Below are 24,518 nucleotides of genomic sequence, written 5' to 3'. Positions count from 1 at the left end.
TAAACATAAAGAGAATATTATGAGCACTGAAATATACAATGAAGGGCCGACAGTTCATTCGCCTGCATTTATTGATGGGCATTCAGTAGAAATTCCTACCCTGAAAATTCTTAACCAAGACGGTGATATCTACCCTGGTGCTGAGCTACCAGAGATGGATGAAGCTTTAGCAGTACGTACATATAAGGCATTAGCGTTTCATCGCGTGTTAGATGAGCGTATGACTGCTGCACAACGTCAAGGCCGTATTAGTTTCTACATGCAGGCTCTTGGTGAAGAGGCGACAAGTGTCGGTGCTGCTGCTGGTCTTAAAGATACAGACATGTTCATGGGGCAGTACCGTGAGCAAGGTGCGCTTATTTTTAGAGGCTTCGCGTTAGAAGATTTCATGAACCAAATGTTCTCAAATGAGAAAGATTTAGGTAAAGGTCGTCAAATGCCAATTCATTACGGTTCTAGTGAATTAGCTTACATGACGATCTCAAGTCCGCTAGGTACTCAAATCCCACAAGCGGCTGGCTATGCTTATGGTCAAAAGTTACAAGGTAAAGACGAAGTAACGATCTGTTTCTTTGGTGAGGGTGCTGCAAGTGAAGGCGATTTCCATGCTGGTTTAAACATGGCTGCAGTACACGAAGCACCTTGTATCTTTTTCTGTCGTAACAATGGTTACGCTATCTCAACACCATCTGATGAGCAATACAAAGGTAATGGTATTGCTTCACGTGGTGTAGGTTACGGTATAAAAACAATTCGTATAGACGGTAACGACATTTTAGCTGTTGTTAAAGCGGTTCAATGGGCTCGTGCATATGCGTTAGAAAACAGTGCGCCAGTCATTATTGAAGCGATGTCTTACCGTTTGGGGGCTCACTCTACATCAGATGACCCATCGGGCTACCGAACAAAAGAAGAAGAAGCTAAATGGCATGAGCATGATCCTATTTCTCGCATGAAAAATTGGATGCTTAAGCAAAACTGGTGGAGCGAAGAACAAGAAACTGAGCTATTCGATACGTTACGTGAAGAAGTCTTAGCTGCTGTAAAAGTTGCTGAGAAGATTGATAAGCCGCCAGTAGAAGACCTAGTTACTGATGTTTATGACACGGTTCCAGAGCATTTAGAAAAACAATTAGAACAACTTAAAACACACATTAAGAAATACCCAGATGCATACCCGTTTACCGCAGGGAGAATTAAATAATGGCACAAATGAATTTACTACAAGCTATTAATAACGCTCTCGATATCGCGATGGCAGAAGACGATTCAACGTTATGTTTCGGTGAAGATGTTGGTCATTTTGGTGGTGTATTTAGAGCGACTTCTGGTTTACAAGAAAAGTATGGTAAAAGCCGTTGTTTCAATACGCCTTTGGTAGAGCAAGGCATTATTGGTTTTGCCAATGGTTTAGCAGCACAAGGTTCACGCCCAATTGCAGAGATCCAATTCGCTGATTATATTTTTCCTGCGTTCGACCAAATTGTTAATGAGTCGGCAAAATTTAGATACCGTAGTGGTAACGAATTCAACGTTGGGCGCTTAACCATTCGTACGCCATACGGTGGTGGTATTGCGGGTGGTCTGTATCACAGTCAGTCACCGGAAGCATATTTTGCCCATACGCCAGGGTTAAAAGTTGTTGTGCCACGCAACCCGTATCAAGCAAAAGGTTTGTTACTTGCTTCGATTCGTGACGATAACCCAGTTGTCTTTTTTGAGCCAAAACGTTTATACCGTGCATCAATCGGTGAAGTGCCTGAAGAAGATTACCAATTACCATTAGGTAAGGCTGAAGTTACTCAGCAAGGTAGTGATATCTCATTACTAGCGTGGGGCGCACAAATGGAAATCATCGAAAAGGCTGCTGAAATGGCACAAGCCGATGGTATTTCATGTGAAGTTATTGATTTACGTACTATTTTGCCATGGGATGTCGAAACTGTTGCTGCATCAGTGCGTAAGACGGGTCGATTAGTGATCAGTCATGAAGCACCAATTACAGCGGGTTTTGCTGGCGAGATTGCGGCGCAAATACAAAGTGAGTGTTTCTTATCATTAGAATCACCAATTGCACGTGTTTGTGGCGTAGATACTCCTTACCCATTAGCACTTGAAAAAGAGCACATGGCAGATCACTTGAAAGTTTATGAAGCGATTAAAGCTTCAATGAATTACTAGGAGCCAAATCATGAGTATTGATTTTATTTTACCTGATATTGGTGAAGGTATTGTTGAATGTGAAATCGTTGAATGGCTGGTTGCCGAAGGCGATATCATTGAAGAAGATCAACCAATTGCTGATGTAATGACAGATAAAGCTTTGGTTCAAATCCCTGCAATGCACGCTGGTAAAGTAGACAAGCTGTATTACGACAAAGGTGACATCGCTAAAGTACATGCACCGTTGTTTGCAATGACACCATCAGGTGAAACTGCAACGGCGCCACAAACAAATGACGTACCAAGTGAAGAATCACAACCAACAGTAACCTCAAGTGGAGGAGTCATTGTAGAGGACTTCATTTTACCTGATATTGGCGAAGGTATTGTAGAGTGTGAAATTGTTGAGTGGTTAGTTGCTGAAGGCGACGAAATTATCGAAGATCAGCCCGTTGCTGATGTAATGACTGACAAAGCCTTAGTGCAAATTCCAGCAATGCATAACGGTAAAGTTGTGAAACTACACTACGGTAAAGGTGAAATTGCTAAAGTTCATGCGCCATTATTTGCTATCGAACGTGCGGGTGAAGGCGGTGTAACGTCTGCACCAGTGGTTGAAGAAGTTGCTGCACCAGCACCTGAAGCGCCGGTGGCTGCGACAAACCAAGCTCCAGTATCAACTGAGCGTGTATTAGCAAAATCTGTTAATGGAAAAGCGCTAGCGAGTCCTGCTGTTCGTCGTGTTGCTCGTGAGTTGAACATCAATATTCACGAAGTACCAGGTAGTGGTAAGAAAGGTCGTGTTTATAAAGAGGACGTGATTGCTTTCAACGACAATAAGGGGCAAGTTGTTGTTTCTACTCCATCAGCGACTGTGTCAGCGGCAGGAGGTACTCGTACCGAACCAATTCGTGGTGTTAAAGCGGCAATGGCTAAAGCTATGGTCGCTTCCGTATCGACAATTCCTCACTTTACCTATTGCGAAGAGATTGATTTAACGGACTTAATTGCGTTGCGTTTATCGCTCAAAGAAGAGTACGCGAAGCAAGATATCAAATTAACTATGATGCCTTTCTTCATGAAAGCGATGTCGTTAGCGCTTAAAGAATTCCCGTTAGTAAACGCTCGGGCGAACGATGAGTGCACTGAATTAACATTCTTTGATGACCATAATATTGGCATGGCTGTTGATTCTAAAGTAGGTCTATTAGTGCCAAACGTTAAGCAAGTACAAACTAAATCACTAGTTGATTTAGCCCAAGATATTACTCGTTTAACTAATGACGCGCGTTCTGGTCGTGTATCACCTGATGATTTAAAGGGTGGCACAATCTCGATTTCGAACATTGGCGCAATTGGTGGTACGGTGGCAACACCTATCATTAACAAGCCTGAATCAGCTATTGTTGCATTAGGTAAGGTACAAAAGTTACCGCGTTTTAATGACCAAGGTGAAGTAGAAGCTCGTAGCATTATGCAAGTGAGTTGGTCTGGCGATCACCGTATCATTGACGGTGGTACCATTGCACGCTTCTCTAATCTATGGAAGGCCTTCTTAGAAGAGCCATCTAAGATGTTAATGCATATGAGCTAATCTCACAGCATGAAATATAAAGGTCAGTGTGTAAAACCCTGGCCTTTTTTTATGGCTAAATTTTGTCGTATCAAGAGATAAAAAAATACCCCGCTATCAATGTTTGATAACGGGGCACCTGAGGAGGTATACAACATAAAAACGTCAAATAGAGAACGTGGGAACATGTCAAAATTTGTGCGTTAAACGCAGGTGAAACTATAGGCTAACTAGATGACATTAATATGAACGTAAAAATAATTTATTTTTCGTTTTTGTCACAAAAGTAGGTGACAATTGTGCTGACATTTAACAATATGAATTTATTCTTCGTAATCAACATGTAGGCTTTAGGTTGGGCGACAAAAAATTACAACACTTTTATATCGCTGAAGAGCAATCCATTTATCTCCTGAGTCACCAAGACGCAAAAAAATTAAAACAATGGGTAGAACTATGTGAATCTCAGCTAAATGCATTAGGCTATAGTAACGTCGCATTGTTGGGAAAGGGGGCATATGGTTTCGTATTCAATGCGTTTGATGGCGATAACAATCCTGTTGTATTCAAGTTTTCTCGGGTGACCCTACCTCAGCATGTGCAAGATCGATTGGCTGAAGAAGCTGATATTCAAATCGAGTTAATGCACCCTGATATCCCTAAAGTTCACGAGTTTCATCGCATTAAAAAACAATGCATTTTACAAATGTCACGTGCACCGGGTATCGATCTAGAAAAGTACTCTCATCAGTTGGGGCCGTTACCTCCAGAGCTTATCGTTAAGATTGCCATTTCGGTTGCTGAAATCCTCGTTTATTTAAGAGATAGCAAAGTCCACCTTAAAGGTAAGCCGATTGTTCATGGCGACATAAAACCGTCGAATATTGTTTTTAATCCTGATACCCAACAGGTGAGTTTGGTTGATTGGGGATCAGCCGTTCACGCTCAGCTTGATGCGAAAGGGCAGAGCACCGCTAACAATGTTATGGACTTGATGAGTAGTGATTTACAACATACCAATGCAAGGTTAGGTGACGTATATTTTATTGGTCCGGAGCAAATATCAGGCGGTTTATCATCGCCACGTTTTGACGAACAAGGCCTCGCTGCAACACTATACGCACTAGCTTCTGGTCAATCCTGTCGCTACGGGGTTAGTGTAATCACACCTAATTCTCTTGGCTTACCAAAATTTCTCGCTAACGTTTTGACGGGGATGTTGAGCGGTGAAAAGGAAACACGGCAACAAGCTGGCGATTACTTTTTTAATAACTTGTCGTTACTAAAAAATATGGTGTTGTCTGATTCTCCAACGATATATCCTATCGAGCCTGTTATTCCTGTATGGGTGAAAAAAGGCCAAGAAGCAATAGATACAGTGGTTTATGGTTCACGAAAGTCGTTTTTGCGTGAGGCTTCCGATAGTGATGAGCTTGATTCGGTAGACGATGTTCAGCTCGAAAAATATTACAAAAACTACTTGATTGGCATGGGAGATACGGAAAAAGCATTTATTGCTGCAGTGAGCAGATTAGGTGATTTTCCGGTGGTTGGTGGCCTGGCTATTCGTTGGGAGAAAGACGGCGTATATATTGATTCGAATTTGAGTTTGTTTGATGAATCCTTGCGGCACTCTTTTCAAAGTGCTGTCAACAATATGGTATCTCTGGCACAAGGTATTTTCCGAATCGGTATGTTTAAGAGTTGTTTATTCGATGCGAGAAACACCTTACATATATACCGAGACTCAGAACAGGATGCATTCGAGCCACCACAAATTATGAAAATACCTTTTGAGGTAAGTGCAATTGCTGAAGTTGACGATGTTAGTAAGCTTCATTCTTACTTTGAAGATGGTAAAGATCCCGATGAGTATTTGTATTTACCCGATGAGTTGATGGCGGTACTCGCAAAATTAAACTTAATTCATCACACGGGATGTATTATTTTTGAGGTGTTGCCGACTCACTTGAAAATTCACAGTTATTTGATGTTATTAGATCATCAAAAACAAGATGAGTTTACGCGATGTTTAGCCGAGATAGTTTCATTACTACCATTAATTGACGGTTTAGGCATCTCTGGCTTTATGAAGCTACCATACAAAGACACCCGGTTTTTCGAGCATATCTCAACAAGGCCTGACAAGTTTTATCCAAAAAATCCTAAAATCAGTTAATCTTAGAAATACATTTACGAGAGACGGAAGAGAATTATGTCTGATAAAAAGCCCGGTGATTATGCATGGCTAGATATTAGTGTTGAAAACGCCCCACAACTTAGAGACTTTTATAAAAAAGTGCTTGGTTGGCAGGTGGAAGAAGTTTCGATGGGATCATATAGTGATTTCTCTATGGTAAACCCTAACTCTGGTGAGGCAGTTACAGGTATATGTCATGCTACGGGGTACAATGAGAAAATGCCACCCGTATGGTTGCCTTATTTCCTTGTTGATAATGTAGACACTGCACTCGCTGATGCTTTAGCCATGGGGGCACAACAACTCGACGACGTAAAGTCGATGGGTAAAGACAAATTTGTTGTTATCAAAGATCCCGCTGGCGCTTGTTGTGCGTTATACCAACGAGGCGCAGATTAGCGATTATCTATTCGATTCATAGAAGCCTTGTGATATGCTAGGCGCGAATAATGTTCTATATAATCTCGTGGCGTAATCGTCGGTCATACCTGCAACATAATCGGCGATAACACGATACGGATTTTGGTTTGTGTCGTGAGCTTCGAGATAACGTTTTAATGTGCCTTTGGGTAAAAGTCTCTTCGGATCGCTAGCTAGGGCTTCAAATAACTCCATGACTATTTGCTGACCACGGTACTCAATACGCTGAATATGAGGTTGTTTGATAACACACCTAAAGACGAAATCTTTAAAGATCTTCAATACTTCATTGGGGGTAGCAGGCAAAACCGCATTGAAACGTAAAAATGGCTCATCAAATGTCGTTCCTTTTGTGCGATTGAGGTCTTCAATAACGATGTTTGTGATTAAATAGTTAACTAATGAACCAATGGCATCTTTTTGCTGGTAGTGGGCGTCACTAAATAATTTCTCGGCTAAGTCTTTTGCTAAACTCTGTAACCAATCGTCGTTGATATTCTTCAATGGTTCAACGGCATATTGAATGAAGTCTCGTTTGTTAACGACACCAGTGACGATAGCGTCTTCCATGTCGTGAATTCCGTATGCAATATCATCCGCTAATTCCATGATTGAACAATCTATTGATTTAAATTGTGTCTTATTGTGAGTATTGTTTTTTTCAATCGCGGATTGAAATAGTACTTTATCGTCAGCGTTCAGTGGGGTTAGTAGCCAGTCAATAACATCTTGATCATCACTATAAAAGCCTTTTGGCGGGTGCCATTGGCTCGCCTGAAGTTGCCTGAAGTTTGCCACTGGCGCAGGCATTTCATTGTTTGATAATTGGCACAATGTATTAGGATATTTGATTAACCCTAACAAGGTGCGACGCGATAGGTTCATGCCATGTTTTTCACTAAATGGCTCAAGCTTGGACACAATTCTCAATGTTTGGCCATTACCCTCGAAACCACCATGGTCACGCATCATATAATGTAATGCTACTTCGCCCCCATGGCCAAAAGGCGGATGGCCTATATCGTGAGCTAAACAGATAGATTCGATTAATGCGTCATCATTAATGTCCAGCAAATGGCACTCTTCGCTAAATTTTGAGCGAAGTTGTGCTGCAATGCCTGAACCTATTTGAGCCGCCTCAAGAGAATGAGTAAGTCGTGTTCGAAAGAAGTCACTTTGTCCGCTTCCCATCACTTGAGTTTTAGATTGTAGTCGGCGAAATGCGGCAGAGTGCAGAATACGAGCACGGTCGCGTTGAAAAGGACTTCGATGATCATCTTGACGCTTTGAAACTTTAATTAATCGGCGTTCATGCCATTCATTGGATCCGCTATCGTTCATTTTTTATTCGTGTTCCATCTTTTGTTACAAAATTGACATTGATTTAATGTTAATTTGACTTTTTTTTAACAAATTTCCTTAGGAAAAATCGGTAAAATTACCTACACTCAACAGTAACAATATCTAAATTTGATTTGATAGCAAATAATAATTTCCTTAAGTACTTTCAACATGGATGGAACGGTGAAGATATTTAAATTTTTATTAATTATTCTGCTTTGCGTTAACAGTTTTGAATTAACAGCAGAAGAAAAATCTCCTTATGAACTAGAACTGGTTACCGGTTTACCTAAGCCTCCGTTTATCCTTGAAAACCTAAAATCCGGTTTGCAGTTAGATGTGATCAGCGAAGCATTCGCGACACAGAATATGAAAATTGATTTTGTTGCGATGCCACTGGGTCGAAATATTACAGGCTTTCAACGTGGAAACGTTGATGGCGTCATTACAATACCTCCTCAGTACAAATACCCGAGCATGCATATCTCGGAGCCTTATATCCAGTATCAAAATGTGGCGGTAAGTTTAGCTGATAGTCATATTGATTTAGACAGCGTTAAAGACTTAAGCGCATACAGTATTATCGCCTTTCAAAATGCTAAAAAGTTTTTAGGAGAAGATTTTGCTGATGTGGCTGCCTATTCAATTGATTATCGCGAACTTGCAAACCAGAAACAGCAAATAGAGATGTTATTTTCGCGTCGCGTTGAAGTTATTGTTCTTGATTTGAATATTTTTAAGTATTTTGTTCGTGAGCATGCGGCAGAGATCGGTGGGATTGCGTTTGAAATCCATTACCTTTTTCCGGAACGCGGATATTCTGTTGGTTTTAAAAAAGAAGAGCATATGAAAATGTTTAATGATGGCATTGCAATCATTAAGGCCAACGGGACATACCAAACGATTTTAGACAATTACTTGCTATGAACTAAATTAAAGACATAAAAAAAGCTAGCACGGGGCTAGCTTTTTTTATGTCTGGAAATGACTAAACGTTAGCAATAAATATTGCTCGTTTAGGGGCAGGATAACCCTCTATTGTTTTATTTGGGTCATTAGGATCTAAAAAGTCTTGTAAAGACTCTGTGTCGATCCATTTTGTTTTTCGTTGCTCTTCAAATGCTGTTTGATCAGTATTGACCCAACGTACATTTTTAAAACCACAGCGCTCTAACCATGCACACATTGCTTTTCCACTGGGCAAAAACCATACGTTACGCATTTTCGCATAACGTTCACCAGGTACGAGTACGGTGTGTTCATCACCATCGACAATTAATGTTTCAAGGACAAGCTCGCCACCTTTTGAAAGCTGACTTTTTAATTGGTATAAGAAATCTATTGGCGAGCGTCTGTGGTACAAGACACCCATTGCAAATACAGTATCAAATGCTTTTAGTTCTGGTAGTTGCTCTACTCCCAGGGGTAACAAATTGACGGCGTCATCTTGGATAAAGTGCTGAACCGCTTGAAATTGCATGAGGAATAATTGCGTTGGGTCGACACCTACAACGAATTTTGCACCCTCACCACGCATTCGCCACAAATGGTAGCCGCTGCCACAACCAATATCTAATACATAACGATTGGATAAATCACTGATGTGGCTTTTGAGACGATCCCATTTAAAATCTGAGCGCCATTCAGTATCAACATGCAATCCATGGATATTATATGGGCCTTTTCGCCACGGCTTTAACTTCATCAATAAGTGTTCGAGCTTTTTACGCTCACCATCACTCATTTCTTCTAGCAGGCCAGCTTGGACTTGTGTCGTTAAGTCAACGGTTGTGGTCTCTGGTGTGGGTAAATTAGATAAGGCCTTTGTCCATTGTGCAAACTCTCCGTGTAAATGGTTTTTGTTCCAATCGTCGAGTTGTTTTGGCAGATCTAGTAGCCAATGGCTGAGTCTGTTCGAGGCAATTTGTTGGTAAAAGTTATTAAAGGAAATCATTTAATTGCTACCAAAGAGGTGAAGTTAAAACATTGAAACCATTGAGTTGCGTGAGAAAAGCCAGCGTTATTAAGGCGTTCAAGTTGAACTTCTAGACTGTCGGTTTTCATCACATTTTCTAGTGCCGTGCGCTTTTGTGCAATTTCTAATTCACTGTAGCCATTTGCGCGCTTAAAATTGTGATGTAAATCGATGAGTAATTCTCTACACGTTTCGTTTTCGTGGTTGATCTTTTCTGATAATACCAGAATGCCACCTGGAACGAGGGCATCAGCAATTTTATTGATCAGTGACTGGCGGTGCTCTCGCTCAATAAATTGCAAGGTAAAATTAAGCACGATCATTGACGCAGGCTTTAACTCTGCTTGCAAAATATCTTGCTCAATAATGGTTACCGGCGTGTCTCCCTTAAATGCCGCAACATGACGTTGGCACCTTTCTACCATTGCAGAAGACATGTCCATACCTATGATTTGACATCCCTCTGCCGAGATAGCTTTTCGCATTGCCAATGTCGCGGCACCCAAAGAGCAGCCTAAATCATATACATGGGTATCGTTTTGCACATATTGTTGGCTTAATCGACCAATCGTGTCGATAATAGTATTGTATCCAGGTACTGATCGAGAGATCATATCCGGAAAGACTTCAACGACTTGTTCATCAAAATTAAAGTCTTTTACTTTGGCGTGTGGGTTAGAGTATATGATGTCAGTATCAGAAGATTGCATTTGTTGGTTGTTATTGAAAATTATTGTAATATTTTAAACTAAAATAAAAGATAGCGAAAACATCTTAGGAAAATACTTGTCGCTGTCGGTTGAATGGACGCGTGAAGTAAATAAATTGAGGGTAGAATTTTTTGAAACGTGTAATCGGTTTCTTCCTGTGGTTACTGTCATTTTTTTTCGTGTCCGCTACTTGGTCTCAAGAATCTGTTGTGCCGCAACAGGGCACTTGGTCATCGGAAGCCGCTGCTCAGCAAAATGATCCAAGCAAGATAGAATCGATATCTATTGCCGTAAATCACTCCTCCTATCCATACCATTTCAAAAATGAACAAGGTGAACCTGACGGTTTAATTATTGATTATTGGAAAATGTGGTCTGAAAAGACCAATATCAACGTTGACTTTAAAATCATGGATTGGAGTCAGACGATTGAGCAAGTATCAAGTGGTAACGTTGATGTTCACGCAGGATTAGCAACTTCGGTCCAGCGCTCACGCTATTTTGATTTTACTGAAAAGTTTTTCGACTCGAATAGTTATATTTTTCTTAGAGCTGATTTGGTTAACATCAATAACCTCAATCAATTATCGCCTTATGCTGTTGGTGTTGTTAGAAACTCTGCTCATGTAGAAGTGTTGAACAAGTTATGGCCTAAATTAACCCTTCGTCAGTACGATACTCGATACGAACTCTATCACGCGGCATTAGACGGCGAAATTATGGCGGTTGCTGGCGTTGACCAGCTATCAAGGCAATTTGAAAGGCACAGTGAGCTGATTAATGCGTTTCCTGCTCACAAACGTATAGAGTACTATAAAAATGCCTATGTAGGCGCAGTTACAAAAGGCAACATAAGCCTTCTTTCTAACATTAATAGTGGGTTTGCTTTGTTTGATATTGATGAACGAAGTGCATTGGAAAGAAAGTGGTTTGGTGTAGAAAAGAACCGCGATGTACTCAAATTAGCTTTTTCAAACAATTTACCTCCTTACATGGCAACATCGCCAACTGGTAAGCCACAAGGCATGTTTATCGATATGTGGCGTTTGTGGTCTACGTATTCTGGCGAGAAAATTGAATTTATCGGTGATGAACAAGCAGCGGCAGTTGATTTGGTTAAAACGGGCCAGGCGGATGTGCATATCGCTTTTCCTGAAAATTTGCTCGAGCCTAGTGGTCTCACTGCCGCATATGAACTTTACGGTGTGACGTCAACTGTATTTGTCAAAAGCATGTTCAGCTTTAAAACCATAGAAGAAATGACTGGCATGCGCGTTGGCGCGTTTACTACTGCACCTTATTTACCCAAATTAAAGCGTTCTTACCCGAACATTGATTTCGTATTGTTTTCTAACCACGAGGATATGGTTAGTGCCGCAGAGCGAAATGAGATCAGCGGTATGGTTAGTTCGTACGAAAATATGCAGGCTCACCTTATTCGCCAGCATTTACAAAATAGTTATTATGTGCTTGATGAGCCCATGTTTACCGCCAAAGTGTTTTCTTTAATTAGCCCTTTTAATGAAGCGTTAATGACAAGGATTCAAGAAGGCTTTGCGTTGATCCCGATAGAAGAACTGATTCGTTTAGAAGATGTTTGGTCTCAACAAAAAGGTTTTAGCTATTTTGATCAAATTTCGAAGAAAGTGAGTTTAACCGCTCAAGAGCAAGCGTGGTTATTAGAGCACCCAGTTGTTCAAGTTGGGATTGAAGAAGAGTTTGCTCCGTTTGAACGATTGACAGAGTCAGGTGAGCTTGAAGGGATCAACATCGATATTTATAACCTGCTTACGGAAAGAACGGGGATTGAGTTCGAATATAATTATTACGATTCATGGCAACAAACTTTTGATAGTTTAATCAATGGAGATGTTGAGTTAGTGGCTGGCATCACAGCGACTGATGAACGAAAAGCAACCTTGAGCTTCACTGATGACTATTGGGAAATGCCATGGGTAGCGCTTTATCCGAGTCGATTGGGTAATAAAAAAAATATGGCGGACTTTAAAGGTCAGCGTATTGCCATCACTAAAGGCTATCACTTAACGTCTTATCTCAGAGAAAACTTTAGGGACGTTAACTTATTACTCGTGGATCATCCTGAGGAGGGATATCTTGCGATTCAACAAAACAAAGTCGATGCGTTACTAGAACCGCTAGCTTCTGCTGCTGAGTTTTATAAGCGTGAGACCTTGAGTTTAATTTCCATGTCTGTAATGGAAGATTTACCGCTTGATCATTCTAGTTTGGCGATGAGTAAAGATAATCAGATACTTCATTCTATCTTAAATAAAGCACTTCGAACGATCACCACTGCGGAAAAAGACGAAATATATGAGCGCTGGTTTGATATTCAAATTACGACAGGCTTAGACAAGAATTATGTTGTGCGTGTTGCATCGCAAATCGGTGGTTTCGTTATTATCGTCATCTTGATAATTATCATCTGGAATCGCCGACTCTATACTGAAATTAGAAGGCGAGAGGCATTGGAAAAAGAGATGAAGCATCTCGCAACCCATGATTCATTGACTGGCTTGCCTAACCGAAACTTGCTTAAAGATCGTATAACTCAAGCAATCGCTATCCACCAAAGACAAAATAAGCTAATGGCGGTTCTGTTTATTGATTTAGATGGCTTTAAAACAATTAATGATAGCTTTGGACACGACGTTGGTGATGAGCTGTTGGTGACCCTGGGCCAGCGACTAACTTCCTGTGTCCGAAAATCCGATACCCTTGCTCGATTCGGTGGAGATGAGTTCGTTTTATTATTGACGGGCCTAAATAGCAGGGATGAAGCAGGGTTTATCGCGGAAAAAATTCTCAAAATAACGCAACAACCCTTTAGTTTATCTTCTGGTATATCGCATGTCGGTTGTAGTATTGGTATCGCAATGTATCCAGATGATGGCACTGACGAAGTTGAGCTACTCAAGATAGCGGATACCTTGATGTATCGCGTAAAAAGTAATGGCAAAAACCATTATCAATTCAATTAACTCCTGAAGGGTGACATTAGCTACCATTGCTTTATAATGTCGGGCATTTTTAACGCACTCTATATTGTCGCTTATTAGCGACTTTTATTTTTGCAGGAATTATTAATGCGAACTCTTTATTGTGGTGAGGTAAATGAATCTCACATTGGCCAAGAAATTACCTTAACAGGTTGGGTTAACCGTCGTCGTGACTTAGGTGCAGTAATCTTCCTTGATTTACGTGACAGAGAAGGTTTAGTGCAAGTTGTTTATGATCCGGATTTACCTGAAGTACTTGAAACAGCAAACACGTTACGAAACGAGTTTTGTGTTCAAGTAAAAGGTAAAGTACGTCCACGTCCTGAGGGCCAATTAAATAAAGATATGGCGACAGGTGCGATCGAAGTACTTGGTTTAGAATTAACTATCTTAAACAAATCTGCGCCATTACCACTTGATTTCAACCAAGAAAATTCAGAAGAAAATCGCTTAAAGTACCGATACTTAGATTTACGCCGTGTCGAAATGACCGAGCGTTTAAAGTTCCGCGCAAAAGTAACGTCAGCTGTGCGTCAATCGCTTGAGAACCAAGGGTTTCTAGATATTGAAACACCAATTTTAACGGCAGCAACACCTGAAGGCGCACGTGACTACTTAGTACCTAGTCGTACCCACAAAGGTAAGTTCTTTGCACTTCCTCAATCTCCGCAATTATTCAAGCAATTGTTGATGATGTCAGGCATGGACCGTTACTACCAAATCGTAAAATGTTTCCGTGATGAAGATTTACGTGCTGACCGTCAACCAGAATTCACTCAAATCGATATTGAAACATCATTCATGTCTGCGGAGCAGGTTATGAGTGTTGCAGAAACAATGATTCGTGAGTTATTCGTTAAGTTAATGGGTGTTGATTTAGGTGACTTCCCTCGCATGACTTACGCTGAAGCGATGAAGCGTTTTGGTTCTGATAAGCCGGATTTACGTAACCCACTAGAAATTGTTGATGTTGCTGACATCTTAAAAGACGTTGAGTTTAAAGTATTCTCAGGTCCAGCTAACGATGAAAAAGGTCGTGTATCTGTAATTTGTGTACCTGATGGGGCGTCTAAATTTTCTCGCAAAAACATTGACGATCTAACTAAATTTGTTGGCATTTATGGCGCGAAAGGCATGCCATGGATGAAAGTTAACGACATTGATGCTGGCCTTGAAGGCTTGCAATCACCAATTCTTAAATTCTTAAACGAAGAAGCGGTTAAGGCATTACTTGAGCGTGTTAACGCGAAATCGGGTGACATTATCTTCTTCGGTTCAGATACCTACAATGTAGTAACTGAAGCATTAGGTGCACTTCGTTTAAAATTGGGCGAAGATCTTGGCCTAGTATCAGATGAGTGGAAACCACTTTGGGTTGTAGACTTCCCAATGTTTGAAGAAGTAGATGGTCACTTGCATGCAATTCACCACCCATTCACTGCGCCAAGCAACATGACGCCGGCTGAGCTTGAAGCAAATCCTGTAGGCGCGTTGTCAGATGCTTACGACATGGTATTAAATGGCTGTGAATTAGGCGGTGGTTCTGTCCGTATTTATGACCAAGAGATGCAAGCAACAGTATTTAGAATCCTTGGTATTAGCGATGAAGAAGCAAAAGAGAAGTTTGGCTTCTTGCTTGAAGCGTTAGAGTACGGTGCTCCGCCACACGCTGGCTTAGCATTTGGTTTAGATCGTCTTGTGATGTTAATGACAGGTGCTAGTTCAATTCGTGACGTTATGGCATTCCCGAAAACAACAACAGCGGCTTGTCCATTAACCAATGCGCCAGGTGAAGCTAATCCAACACAATTGGCTGAATTAAATATTACAAGCACAATTGAAAATGACGCTGAAGACGCATAATTAGCTTATTTTCAGTGCTTATTAAAAACGCGCCATTGGCGCGTTTTTGCTATTTGCTGAAGAATTAAATAAATTAAACCAAAAAATAACAACGGATATACTTTGACAATTATTTTAGGAATAGACCCAGGCTCTCGCTTTACAGGCTATGGCGTTATTAAACAAGAAGGTCGTCATTTTACCTACTTAGGCAGTGGTTGTATTAAAGCGATTGCGCAAGGAGATGATTTAGGTACCCGACTACAGACCATTTTTGCTGGGGTATCTGAGCTCATTGTACAGTTTAAGCCGGATAGGTTTGCCATTGAGCAAGTATTTATGGCGAAAAATCCTGATTCGGCGCTTAAACTTGGTCAAGCGCGCGGAGCGGCTATTGTCGCAGCTACCAATGCTAGCTTAGAGATTGCAGAGTATTCGGCAAGACAAATCAAGCAATCTGTTGTTGGTACGGGTGGGGCAAGTAAAGAACAAGTGCAGCATATGGTAACGTCGATCTTAAAACTACCGGGCACGCCTCAAGCTGATGCTGCTGATGCATTAGCAGTAGCGCTTTGTCATGCACATTCTCACGATTCCATTTCAAAACTCCAAGGCCAGGCAACAAAAACCGTTCGCCGTCGTCTTCGTTAACCAGCTCGGTCAGTGCTAATTAAATACCACTTTACTGTATAAACATCTAGTGGTATTGTGGCGTGATAAAATCAATAACTTTTCAATCAGATAAAATTCTATGATCGGACGATTACGCGGCATTCTTGTCGAAAAAACAGCACCTGAAATTGTCATTGAGTGCCAAGGTGTAGGGTACGAAGTGTCTATGCCAATGACCAGCATTTATGCATTACCTGAAATTAATGATGAGGCGGTTATTTATACGCACTTTGTTGTCCGAGAAGATGCACAATTGTTATATGGATTCGCGAATAAAACTGAACGTAAACTGTTTCGTTTGTTAATTAAGGTTAATGGTGTTGGTCCAAAACTCGCTTTAGCCATCTTGTCTGGTATGTCGGCAAATCAATTTGTCAGCTGCGTTGCCCATGATGATGTCACTACCATTGTAAAAATACCAGGTGTCGGCAAAAAAACAGCTGAGCGGTTACTTATTGAAATGCGTGATAGGTTAAAAGACTGGCAAGGCGAGTCTTCAACACCATTTACCGATGCGGCGCCGATTCTTGAGTCTAATGAGTCAACTTTTATAACAACAGATAATAAAGGTGATGCAATTAACGCTTTAATCTCTTTAGGGTATACTCAAGGCCAAGCAGAAAAAGCAGTAAAAGCAGTCTTTAGTGAAGAAAAATCATCTGAAGAGCTTATTCGAGATTCATTAAAAGCAATGCTTTAAGGTTATTTCATGATTGAAGCTGATCGACTTATCCAACCCGTAGCGACACCCGAAGAAGAAGGTGTAGATCGTGCGATACGTCCTAAATTACTTGAAGATTATAAAGGCCAAGATCACGTTAAATCGCAGATGGAAATATTTATTTCTGCAGCAAAAAAACGTGAGGAAGCGCTGGACCACTTACTTATCTTCGGTCCACCTGGTTTAGGTAAAACAACATTAGCAAATATCGTTGCAAATGAAATGGGCGTGAATATTCGTACAACATCAGGTCCGGTGCTAGAAAAGGCTGGTGATTTAGCTGCGTTGCTTACAAACTTGGAAGAAGGTGATGTTTTATTTATCGATGAAATTCATCGCCTGAGCCCGGTGGTTGAGGAAGTTTTATATCCTGCAATGGAAGATTACCAATTAGATATCATGATTGGCGAGGGACCAGCAGCGCGTTCCATCAAACTAGATTTACCTCCATTTACGTTAATTGGTGCAACTACAAGGGCAGGCGCTTTAACTTCGCCGCTGAGAGACCGTTTTGGGATCGTTCAACGCCTTGAGTTTTATAAAGTAGAAGATCTAACTGATATTGTGACGCGCAGTGCACACTTTTTGAATTTGACCATCGATCATGGTGGTGCTTTGGAAATAGCAAGACGTTCAAGAGGAACCCCTCGAATTGCCAACCGCTTGTTACGCCGAGTCAGGGATTATGCTGATGTAAAAACGGGGGGTATTGTAAATCAGGTTTGTGCATCTAAAGCGTTAAATATGCTTGAAATAGACACGGAAGGCTTTGATCTAATGGATAGAAAATTACTCGAAGCCATTATTGATAAATTTATGGGTGGGCCTGTAGGTTTAGATAATATTGCGGCTGCTATTGGTGAAGAGCGAGAAACAATTGAAGATGTTATTGAACCATTTTTGATTCAACAAGGCTTTTTACAGCGGACACCACGCGGTCGAATAGCAACTGACCGCGCATATCAGCATTTTGATATCGTTAGACCAAGCGAGTAATCGTTACTCGCTTGAATTTCTGTTATTTTTGTGACACCCAAATTGAGTCTTTCATTTCATTCAATGATTTACGCTGGCAAGCCGCTTTTTTGACGCAATCGGCATTCAAACGTGAGCCTGTTGTGTCATTTCTGCTGCGATAGTTAACTAGGATTTCGTCTAATGTTGTCTCCAGTGAGCGTCCAGACACGGTAATTGTCTCATAATCTTTAACCAGCCAATCGCTAAGCTTTCCATCCTCAATCCAGAGGTTTGCTTCGACAAGTTTGTTTGTTAGTTGAGGGTAATTAGTTTCATTGAATTGATTACTAGCAATTAAGTCGTCAATCAGTTGTGGCAACTTACCATATTTGTTATCAAATGCTTTGGCTAAGTAAAAGTCTGATTTAGTGTAATCAATGTGATCTTTATCAGTTACATAAGCCTTGCCTAAAAGAAAAGGCGCATGAGGGTGGTTGAATGCATCAGCGCGCGATAACCACTTGGTGCCCTGTTTAAAGTCGTATAAATCATCATTTGTCAGATAAATTAATCCCGACATATATTGTGCTTCTTTTGCACCCAACACCGCAGCTTTACGATAGTATTTCAATGAAAGTTTGTGGTCGATCTCAGTACCGTAACCAAAATAGTAGAATTTACCTATATTATATACTGCGCCCAAGTGACCTCGTTTCGCTGCTTTCTTGAAGCCCTTAAAACGCTCAACGCATTCTTCTGTCATACATTGAGGTACCGAAACCGCAGCGGCACTGGCACTTAAAATGAATGTGAAAATCCCTAATAAAAGCAATCGCATAACTAATCCTTATTTTTAGATGTTGGGTGGTGAAAAAATAACCTAATACCAATATAGCAATAATTTTAGTTACGTCTACTATAAATTTCGTAGAGAAAGATGGGAAAAATTAAGATAAAAAAAAACCGCATTGAATCAATGCGGTTCAACTAATCAAGTTGTAGAAGGAAATAAAATTCCAGGAAACATGTCAGAGAGAAGAGATAATTACTCATTATCTATTCAATAAAGTATCTGGCTAATGGTCATCAGACCAGTGCGCTAGCTCAGAAGATGTGTGTATTATAGTGATGTGATCGCGTTAAACAAGAAAAAATATTTTGATTTTCGCATTAGAAAAACTAATGAATAAGTTATTCTATTTAATGGTATTGTTCTATTGTGAATAATTATGCGTGATTTATTCTTGTGCGCAGGTTTTTTGTGATGGTTTTATGCATATTCATGAAAGGTTAACCAGTTGGTTAATTTGAGTAATGAAGAAAAAAAGCACAAAAAAAAAGTGAAAAAATAATAAAAAAAATATTAAAAGTGCTTTTATTGTGACTTTTTGTTGCAAACTCCTGCTAAAGCTTGTCGTCACTAGGGCTAATCTATTAAGATATGACCCAATGAAATTATAACAATAAACGTTGATGTCTGAATCCATTTTTCAATTCCCAATACGTGTGTATTACGAAGATACTGATGCTGGTGGAATTGTCTACTATGCCAACTATTTAAAGTTTTGTGAGAGAGCCCGTACTGAATGGCTTAGGCTTTTAGGTATTAGCCAGTCAAAATTTTTAGAACAAAATATTGGTTTTGTGGTCACAAAAGTAGCTATGAGTAATTTAGCATCAGCGCGACTGGATGATTTACTAAACGTAAAGACTGAAATTAAAACGCTAAAACGTGCCTCTATTATATTTAACCAGCAAATTATTAACCAAGAAAAGGTCAAGTTATGCGAGGTTGAGGTTAACGTTGCATGTGTAGACTTCAATAAAAATAAACCAATCGCAATACCATCTTTTATCTTAGGAGCTTTAGAAAGTGTCAGCTGAACTGTCAATTTTTGATCTGTTTTTACAAGCAAGTTTATTAGTTAAAACTGTAATGCTTATTTTATTGGGTTTTTCGGTTGTGTGTTGGGCAATGATTTTTCAGCGTCGTGCTGCGTTAAATAAAGCGCAAGCGAAGTTGCACCAGTTTGAAGATACTTTCTGGGGTGGTGCAGATTTGAGTAAATTATATAGCGAAGTTAGCAGTAAGCCAGATGTACAAGGTATCGAGAGTTTATTTGTTGCGGGTTTTAAAGAATTTGTGCGCCTACGCAAGTCAAATAGCCAATCTCCAAGTTTGATAGTGGACGGTACACATCGTTCTATGCGTGTTGCGCTATCTAGAGAAGTTGACCAATTAGAAAAGCACCTTCCATTTATGGCAACCGTGGGGTCTATCAGTCCTTACATTGGGTTATTTGGTACCGTTTGGGGAATTATGAATTCATTTATTGCCTTAGGTGCAGTAAAACAAGCGACGCTAGCAATGGTGGCTCCAGGCATTGCCGAAGCACTTGTCGCTACCGCTATGGGATTATTTGCTGCAATCCCTGCGGTAATGGCTTACAACCGATTTAGTCATATAGTTGAAAAGTTAGAAAACTCATATGCGAATTTTATGGAAGAGTTTTCAAGTATCCTGCAACGTCAAGTCATGACTGAAGAGTAGGGTATCAACATGTACCAAAGGGTTAGACGACGTAAAGTAGCGGAAATTAACGTAGTACCATACATCGACGTGATGTTAGTACTGCTTATTATTTTTATGGTAACCGCCCCTCTTATTACGCAAGGGGTTAAAGTTGACCTGCCACAAGCAGAAGCAGAGCCACTTGATGAAGATAGTAAAACACCTCTGGTCGCTTCAGTTGACGCCGATGGTAATTATTACCTTGCAAACGGAGTGGGTGAAAATATCCCTATGTCAGCACAGGCTTTGGCTGAAGAGGTCGCAGCAAGGTTAGTTGTTGAACCTGATAGGCCTGTGGTAGTAAACGGAGATGGTAGCGTGAGTTACGATGCTGTCGTTCAATTAATGGTGATGCTGCAAAAGCAAGCTGGAGTGCCATCTGTTGGCCTTATGACCGATACCCCTGAGAAGTAATTATCAATGAAGTATTCTACCGCATTAGTTGTTAGCCTGCTGTTACACGCCATACTGGCGGCTGTAATGTTGTTTGGCGAATTTTCAATGTCACATGAGAAGCCAACTCCAACAATGCAGGCCACTGTTGTTGAACAAAAGCAAGACCAAGTTGAGCCGATTAAGGCGGTTACTGTTGATAAATCTAAGCTAGAGGCGCGGGTTAAAGAAATCAGAAAGAAAAAAGCTGATGAAAAAGCGGCTGAAGCAAAACGTATAAGAGATTTGGAGCGCAGAGCATCAGAAGCTCAAAAGAAAAGAGCTAAAGAGCAAGCGCGAATTAAGGCGTTAGAAAAACAGCGTAAGCAAAAAGAGCAAGACAAGAAACGTGCAGATGAAGCTGCTCGAAAGGCTAAGGCAAAAGCAGACAAAGCGGAAAAACTTCGACAAGCAAAAGAGCAAGAGAAAAAGCGTGCGGAAGAAGCTGCTGCGGCAGCAAAAGCAAAACGATTGAAGGAAGAAGCTGAAGCGAAAAAAGCTGAAGAATTGCGTAAGAAGAAAGAAGAAGAGCGCAAGCGAAAAGAGCGAGAAGCAAGAGAACGCGCGATGCAGGAGCAAATGTTAGCCGAACAAATGGCCCAAGAAATGGCACAACGTCAACAGGCTAGACGAGCGCAAATGCAAAGTGAAATTCAACGCTTTACAGCATTAATCACTCAGACCATTCAGCGCAATTTAATTACCGACCGTAGCACAATGGAAGGAAAGTCTTGTAAATTAGCGATAAGTCTTGCACCATCAGGTTTTGTAACTAATGTTCAAGCGACTGGTGGCGATGCTGTTGTCTGTAACGCAGCTAAAACGGCAGTTTTAAAGGCTGGTACATTACCTGTTTCAAAGGACCCAGAAGTGTTCAATGAGATGCGTAATATTAGCTTAACGTTCAGACCAGAGTTTTAAATTAACCATAGTCATTAACCTTAATTAGAGAGTTTTAAACAAAATCGTTATGAAGCATATATATCTACTGTTTGTATTGATAACAGCGTTAGTGTCAACTCAGGCACGCGCAACTTTAGAAATTATCATTACTGAAGGTATTGATAGCGCGCGCCCAATTGCGGTGCTTCCGTTTAAATATAATGGCATTAATCCGATGCCAGAACGTATTGCTGATGTCGTGAGTTTTGATTTACTTGTTAGTGGTAAATTCAGTCCAATTGATGCTTCACAATATCCTCAATTACCTTCTAAAGACAGTGAGGTTGATTACGCTGCGTGGGCTTCTACAGGCGTTGAAGCGATTGTTATTGGTGAAATCAAAGAAACGACGATTGGCCGTTATGAAGTTAATTTTCAACTAGTTGATGTGATTCGTGGTCAGGTAACAGGTGGTGAAACACAAATGCTATCTGGTGGTAAACTTGTTGCTTCAGAAGATCATATTCTTGCAGAATCAACCGTTGAAATTGCAGCGGATCAGTTCAGACGTTATGCACATACCATTTCAAACAAAGTCTACGAGGAACTGACAGGTACTCGAGGCGCATTCTTAACCAAGATTGCATACGTGATAGTACGAGACGAAGGGGACTTTCCTTATCAACTCGTTATTGCCGATTATGACGGTGCAAATGAGCACGTGTTATTGAGTTCTAGAGAGCCACTGATGTCGCCAAATTGGCATCCAAACGGTGAACAGCTTGCGTTTGTAACGTTTGAGAATCACCAAGCACAAATCTTTACGATCGATATTTACACTGGTCAACGCCAGTTGATAAGCTCATTCAAAGGCATTAACAGCGCGCCAGTATTTTCTCCAGATGGCACAAAGCTAGCAATGGTGCTTTCAAAAGATGGTAACCCAGAAGTTTACATTATGGATATCGCAACCAAGCGTTTACGTCGTGTGACTCGTCATCGTGCCATTGATACAGAGCCAAGTTGGTCTCCAGATGGAAAATCATTGGTATTTAGTTCAGAACGGGGTGGAAAAGCACAGCTATATCGCGTAAATTTACTCGATGGAAAAATTCGCCGTTTAACTTTTGATGGTGAAATGAACTTAGGTGGTTCAATTAGTCCTGATGGTCGCCAATTAATTATGGTGAACCGTACTCGTGGTCAGTACCACTTAGCAAAACAAGAATTTGATACGGGTGTATTCCAAGTCTTAACGAAAACAAGGCTTGATGAATCGCCAAGTCTATCACCTAACGGTGGTATAATTATTTACTCAACGATGCACAATAATCGTCAAGTGTTGAGTTTAGTGTCTGTTGATGGTCGCTTTAAAGCGCGTTTACCTGCATTAAATGGTCAAGTAAAATCACCATCATGGTCGCCATTTTTATAAGTAACAGTTAAATTAAAATTAAAAAAAGGAAAATGAAATGCGCTTAAACAAAACGGTTAAAGCCTTAGCTATCGCCTTACCTATGTTCACATTAGCAGCATGTAGCTCTAACGATGAAACAGAAACTCAAAGCACTGTAGATACAAATGCTCAAGCACAAGCTCAAGCTGAGCGTGAAGCAGAAGCAGTACGTGTTGCAGCTGCAAAACGCGCTGCTGAAATTGAAGAGCAAAAGCGTCAAGAGCTAGCTAAATTACGTTCTGAGCACATCGTTTACTTCGACTTCGATAAGTCTACTGTAAGCTCTACATTTGCTGCGGTATTAGAAGCGCACGCGCAATTCTTAGCTGCAAACCCAAATACAACAGTATTAATTGAAGGCCATGCTGATGAGAGTGGTACGCCTGAATACAACATTGCGTTGGGTGAGCGTCGGGCAAAAGCTGTTGCAACATATCTTGAAACATTAGGCGTTTCATCTTCACAAATTAACGTAGTTAGCTACGGTGAAGAAAAGCCAATGGTTAAAGACCGTAGCGAAAGTGCATTCGCTAAAAACCGTCGCGCAGTATTAGTATACTAATCAGGTTATTCAATGAATCTTAATAAAGCTTTATTAGGTGTTTCATTGGCAGTTAGCGCTCAGGCGCTAGCTGCACCTCCAGCGCCTGTGATTGACGCTAGTAGTCAGTCGACCTCAAACTCTACATCTACCTATTCGTCGCTTTCAATTGAGCAACGAGTGGCAAAGCTAGAACGTCAAATCAATTTGGATAACAAAAACCAAATCATGATTCGACAGCAGCTCAGTGAATTGCAAAATGAAGTTGATGAACTTCGAGGGGTAACAGAGTTACATTCACATAAGTTAAATCAAATTCTAGAGCGTCAACGAGACCTTTATCAAGAGCTTGATAAGCGTGTATCTGCTGCCATTCAGCCTTCTACACCACCTGCAGTCATTGCAGCACCAGAATCAAACGCACCTGTTATCAACTACAGTTCAGATTTGACTGAAAATGAAGCGTATGATCGTGCAGTTAATATGGTGCTAAAAGATAAGCGTTATGACGAAGCGATTCCAGAGTTTGAAGCCTTTAATAAAAAGTATCCTAATTCTAGTTATGCGCCAAATGCTCATTACTGGTTAGGTCAACTGCTTTTCAACAAAGGTGAGCTTGCAAGAGCGAAACAAGAGTTCGCTATTGTTGTCAATCAACATGAAGGGTCGAGTAAGCGCAGTGACGCATTATTGAAACTTGGTATGGTTGCTCAAAAGGAAAATGATAATACACGTGCGAGCGTTTTATATCGTCAATTGTTATCAGAATATCCTAGTTCGTCGGCGGCTCAATTAGCAAAACCTCGACTAGAAAGTTTGCAGTAATTAGCTATTATTGTTGATATTGTAATCGGTTTGTGGTCTTTTTGTGCAAACAGTATAATAAATTCAAAAAAAGCGAATTTTATTGTTGCACTGAAAAAAATTATGAGTATCATATGCCTCGCTTTGAACGAGTAGTGCAAAGCAAGATGGATATCGGTCGTTAGCTCAGTTGGTAGAGCAGTTGGCTTTTAACCAATTTGTCGAAGGTTCAAATCC

Annotated in this window: 22 protein-coding genes; 18 read left to right on the top strand and 4 right to left on the bottom strand. The window is 40.6% G+C overall.

The genetic code is table 11. The annotated features are described in order from the left end of the window. The first annotated feature begins 19 nt into the window (after positions 1-19). The 5 genes from QQK05_RS17740 to QQK05_RS17720 all read left to right on the top strand — a co-directional run bounded on the left by QQK05_RS17740 (position 20) and on the right by QQK05_RS17720 (position 6,335). A complete protein-coding gene (locus QQK05_RS17740; protein ID WP_284301148.1) occupies positions 20-1,204 on the top strand; it encodes a thiamine pyrophosphate-dependent dehydrogenase E1 component subunit alpha in 1,185 nt (394 codons plus the stop codon). After that, on the top strand, positions 1,204-2,181 hold the full coding sequence (locus QQK05_RS17735; RefSeq protein ID WP_284301145.1) for an alpha-ketoacid dehydrogenase subunit beta: 978 nt from the start codon (positions 1,204-1,206) through the stop codon (positions 2,179-2,181). The genes QQK05_RS17740 and QQK05_RS17735 overlap by 1 nt, the downstream gene beginning before the upstream one ends. A gap of 10 nt (positions 2,182-2,191) precedes the next feature. After that, positions 2,192-3,757, top strand: coding sequence for a dihydrolipoyllysine-residue acetyltransferase (locus tag QQK05_RS17730; protein WP_284301143.1), 1,566 nt, complete (start codon positions 2,192-2,194; stop codon positions 3,755-3,757). Positions 3,758-4,091: 334 nt separating this feature from the next. Further along, the gene (locus tag QQK05_RS17725) at positions 4,092-5,915 is read left to right on the top strand and encodes a protein kinase domain-containing protein (RefSeq protein ID WP_284301141.1); all 1,824 of its coding nucleotides are present in this window, start codon (positions 4,092-4,094) and stop codon (positions 5,913-5,915) included. A 36-nt stretch (positions 5,916-5,951) separates the two neighbouring features. After that, positions 5,952-6,335, top strand: coding sequence for a VOC family protein (locus QQK05_RS17720; protein ID WP_284301139.1), 384 nt, complete (start codon positions 5,952-5,954; stop codon positions 6,333-6,335). Between the two features lie 3 nt (positions 6,336-6,338). On the opposite strand, the gene QQK05_RS17715 is transcribed toward QQK05_RS17720, so the two are convergent. Beyond that, on the bottom strand, positions 6,339-7,697 hold the full coding sequence (locus QQK05_RS17715; protein ID WP_284301136.1) for an anti-phage deoxyguanosine triphosphatase: 1,359 nt from the start codon (positions 7,695-7,697) through the stop codon (positions 6,339-6,341). Between the two features lie 183 nt (positions 7,698-7,880). On the opposite strand from QQK05_RS17715, the gene QQK05_RS17710 reads away from it, so the two are divergent. Beyond that, positions 7,881-8,624, top strand: a complete 744-nt coding sequence (locus tag QQK05_RS17710; RefSeq protein WP_284301134.1) for a substrate-binding periplasmic protein — start codon at positions 7,881-7,883, stop codon at positions 8,622-8,624. A 61-nt stretch (positions 8,625-8,685) separates the two neighbouring features. Here the strand turns inward: QQK05_RS17710 and cmoB are convergent, their stop codons facing one another. Together cmoB and cmoA are read right to left on the bottom strand one after the other, a co-directional pair. Then, complete coding sequence (cmoB, locus tag QQK05_RS17705; protein ID WP_284301132.1) at positions 8,686-9,651, bottom strand: tRNA 5-methoxyuridine(34)/uridine 5-oxyacetic acid(34) synthase CmoB; 966 nt, start codon at positions 9,649-9,651, stop codon at positions 8,686-8,688. Next, a complete protein-coding gene (gene cmoA, locus QQK05_RS17700; RefSeq protein WP_284301130.1) occupies positions 9,648-10,382 on the bottom strand; it encodes a carboxy-S-adenosyl-L-methionine synthase CmoA in 735 nt (244 codons plus the stop codon). The genes cmoB and cmoA overlap by 4 nt, the downstream gene beginning before the upstream one ends. 131 nt (positions 10,383-10,513) lie before the next feature. Between cmoA and QQK05_RS17695 the strand changes: the two genes are divergently transcribed. The 5 genes from QQK05_RS17695 (at position 10,514) to ruvB (ending at position 17,633) form a co-directional block, all read left to right on the top strand. After that, complete coding sequence (locus QQK05_RS17695; RefSeq protein WP_284301128.1) at positions 10,514-13,384, top strand: transporter substrate-binding domain-containing protein; 2,871 nt, start codon at positions 10,514-10,516, stop codon at positions 13,382-13,384. A 105-nt stretch (positions 13,385-13,489) separates the two neighbouring features. Then, positions 13,490-15,265, top strand: coding sequence for an aspartate--tRNA ligase (aspS, locus tag QQK05_RS17690; RefSeq protein ID WP_284301126.1), 1,776 nt, complete (start codon positions 13,490-13,492; stop codon positions 15,263-15,265). A 102-nt stretch (positions 15,266-15,367) separates the two neighbouring features. Beyond that, the gene (ruvC, locus tag QQK05_RS17685; RefSeq protein ID WP_284301123.1) at positions 15,368-15,895 is read left to right on the top strand and encodes a crossover junction endodeoxyribonuclease RuvC; all 528 of its coding nucleotides are present in this window, start codon (positions 15,368-15,370) and stop codon (positions 15,893-15,895) included. Between the two features lie 100 nt (positions 15,896-15,995). Beyond that, positions 15,996-16,616 (top strand): Holliday junction branch migration protein RuvA, encoded by a 621-nt coding sequence (gene ruvA, locus QQK05_RS17680; RefSeq protein ID WP_284301121.1) that lies wholly within the window; start codon positions 15,996-15,998, stop codon positions 16,614-16,616. A gap of 9 nt (positions 16,617-16,625) precedes the next feature. Further along, positions 16,626-17,633 (top strand): Holliday junction branch migration DNA helicase RuvB, encoded by a 1,008-nt coding sequence (ruvB, locus tag QQK05_RS17675; RefSeq protein ID WP_284301119.1) that lies wholly within the window; start codon positions 16,626-16,628, stop codon positions 17,631-17,633. A 22-nt stretch (positions 17,634-17,655) separates the two neighbouring features. Here the strand turns inward: ruvB and QQK05_RS17670 are convergent, their stop codons facing one another. Beyond that, on the bottom strand, positions 17,656-18,432 hold the full coding sequence (locus tag QQK05_RS17670) for a tetratricopeptide repeat protein (protein WP_284301117.1): 777 nt from the start codon (positions 18,430-18,432) through the stop codon (positions 17,656-17,658). A gap of 635 nt (positions 18,433-19,067) precedes the next feature. Between QQK05_RS17670 and ybgC the strand changes: the two genes are divergently transcribed. The 7 genes from ybgC to ybgF are packed head-to-tail and all read left to right on the top strand — an operon-like array spanning position 19,068 to position 24,302. Continuing rightward, a complete protein-coding gene (gene ybgC / locus QQK05_RS17665) occupies positions 19,068-19,478 on the top strand; it encodes a tol-pal system-associated acyl-CoA thioesterase (RefSeq protein WP_284301115.1) in 411 nt (136 codons plus the stop codon). Then, positions 19,468-20,145: a protein TolQ gene (tolQ, locus tag QQK05_RS17660; RefSeq protein WP_284301113.1), complete on the top strand. Its 678-nt coding sequence runs from the start codon at positions 19,468-19,470 to the stop codon at positions 20,143-20,145. The genes ybgC and tolQ overlap by 11 nt, the downstream gene beginning before the upstream one ends. Before the next feature lie 9 nt (positions 20,146-20,154). Beyond that, positions 20,155-20,580 (top strand): protein TolR, encoded by a 426-nt coding sequence (tolR, locus tag QQK05_RS17655; protein ID WP_284301111.1) that lies wholly within the window; start codon positions 20,155-20,157, stop codon positions 20,578-20,580. 6 nt (positions 20,581-20,586) lie between these two features. Next, positions 20,587-21,519, top strand: coding sequence for a cell envelope integrity protein TolA (gene tolA / locus QQK05_RS17650; RefSeq protein WP_284301109.1), 933 nt, complete (start codon positions 20,587-20,589; stop codon positions 21,517-21,519). Positions 21,520-21,568: 49 nt separating this feature from the next. After that, the gene (gene tolB / locus QQK05_RS17645; RefSeq protein ID WP_284301106.1) at positions 21,569-22,915 is read left to right on the top strand and encodes a Tol-Pal system beta propeller repeat protein TolB; all 1,347 of its coding nucleotides are present in this window, start codon (positions 21,569-21,571) and stop codon (positions 22,913-22,915) included. A 37-nt stretch (positions 22,916-22,952) separates the two neighbouring features. Further along, entirely contained in the window at positions 22,953-23,498 is a 546-nt protein-coding gene (pal, locus tag QQK05_RS17640; protein ID WP_284301104.1) for a peptidoglycan-associated lipoprotein Pal, read from the top strand. A 12-nt stretch (positions 23,499-23,510) separates the two neighbouring features. Continuing rightward, positions 23,511-24,302 carry a tol-pal system protein YbgF gene (ybgF, locus tag QQK05_RS17635; RefSeq protein WP_284301103.1) on the top strand — a complete coding sequence of 264 codons (792 nt, stop codon included), beginning with the start codon at positions 23,511-23,513 and terminating at the stop codon, positions 24,300-24,302. Positions 24,303-24,518: the final 216 nt, after the last annotated feature.

The organism is Thalassotalea loyana, assembly GCF_030161435.1.
GTDB lineage: Bacteria > Pseudomonadota > Gammaproteobacteria > Enterobacterales > Alteromonadaceae > Thalassotalea_G > Thalassotalea_G loyana.
Note: the sequence above shows the minus strand (reverse complement) of the source record. Positions and strands in the feature narration are given on the sequence as shown.

Coding starts and splice junctions, on each gene's coding strand:
- QQK05_RS17740 (WP_284301148.1), top strand. CDS start 20: ATGAGCACTGAAATATACAATGAAGGGCCGACAGTTCATTCGCCTGCA.
- QQK05_RS17735 (WP_284301145.1), top strand. CDS start 1,204: ATGGCACAAATGAATTTACTACAAGCTATTAATAACGCTCTCGATATC.
- QQK05_RS17730 (WP_284301143.1), top strand. CDS start 2,192: ATGAGTATTGATTTTATTTTACCTGATATTGGTGAAGGTATTGTTGAA.
- QQK05_RS17720 (WP_284301139.1), top strand. CDS start 5,952: ATGTCTGATAAAAAGCCCGGTGATTATGCATGGCTAGATATTAGTGTT.
- QQK05_RS17715 (WP_284301136.1), bottom strand. CDS start 7,697: ATGAACGATAGCGGATCCAATGAATGGCATGAACGCCGATTAATTAAA.
- cmoB (WP_284301132.1), bottom strand. CDS start 9,651: ATGATTTCCTTTAATAACTTTTACCAACAAATTGCCTCGAACAGACTC.
- cmoA (WP_284301130.1), bottom strand. CDS start 10,382: ATGCAATCTTCTGATACTGACATCATATACTCTAACCCACACGCCAAA.
- aspS (WP_284301126.1), top strand. CDS start 13,490: ATGCGAACTCTTTATTGTGGTGAGGTAAATGAATCTCACATTGGCCAA.
- ruvA (WP_284301121.1), top strand. CDS start 15,996: ATGATCGGACGATTACGCGGCATTCTTGTCGAAAAAACAGCACCTGAA.
- ruvB (WP_284301119.1), top strand. CDS start 16,626: ATGATTGAAGCTGATCGACTTATCCAACCCGTAGCGACACCCGAAGAA.
- QQK05_RS17670 (WP_284301117.1), bottom strand. CDS start 18,432: ATGCGATTGCTTTTATTAGGGATTTTCACATTCATTTTAAGTGCCAGT.
- ybgC (WP_284301115.1), top strand. CDS start 19,068: ATGTCTGAATCCATTTTTCAATTCCCAATACGTGTGTATTACGAAGAT.
- tolR (WP_284301111.1), top strand. CDS start 20,155: ATGTACCAAAGGGTTAGACGACGTAAAGTAGCGGAAATTAACGTAGTA.
- tolA (WP_284301109.1), top strand. CDS start 20,587: ATGAAGTATTCTACCGCATTAGTTGTTAGCCTGCTGTTACACGCCATA.
- tolB (WP_284301106.1), top strand. CDS start 21,569: ATGAAGCATATATATCTACTGTTTGTATTGATAACAGCGTTAGTGTCA.
- pal (WP_284301104.1), top strand. CDS start 22,953: ATGCGCTTAAACAAAACGGTTAAAGCCTTAGCTATCGCCTTACCTATG.
- ybgF (WP_284301103.1), top strand. CDS start 23,511: ATGAATCTTAATAAAGCTTTATTAGGTGTTTCATTGGCAGTTAGCGCT.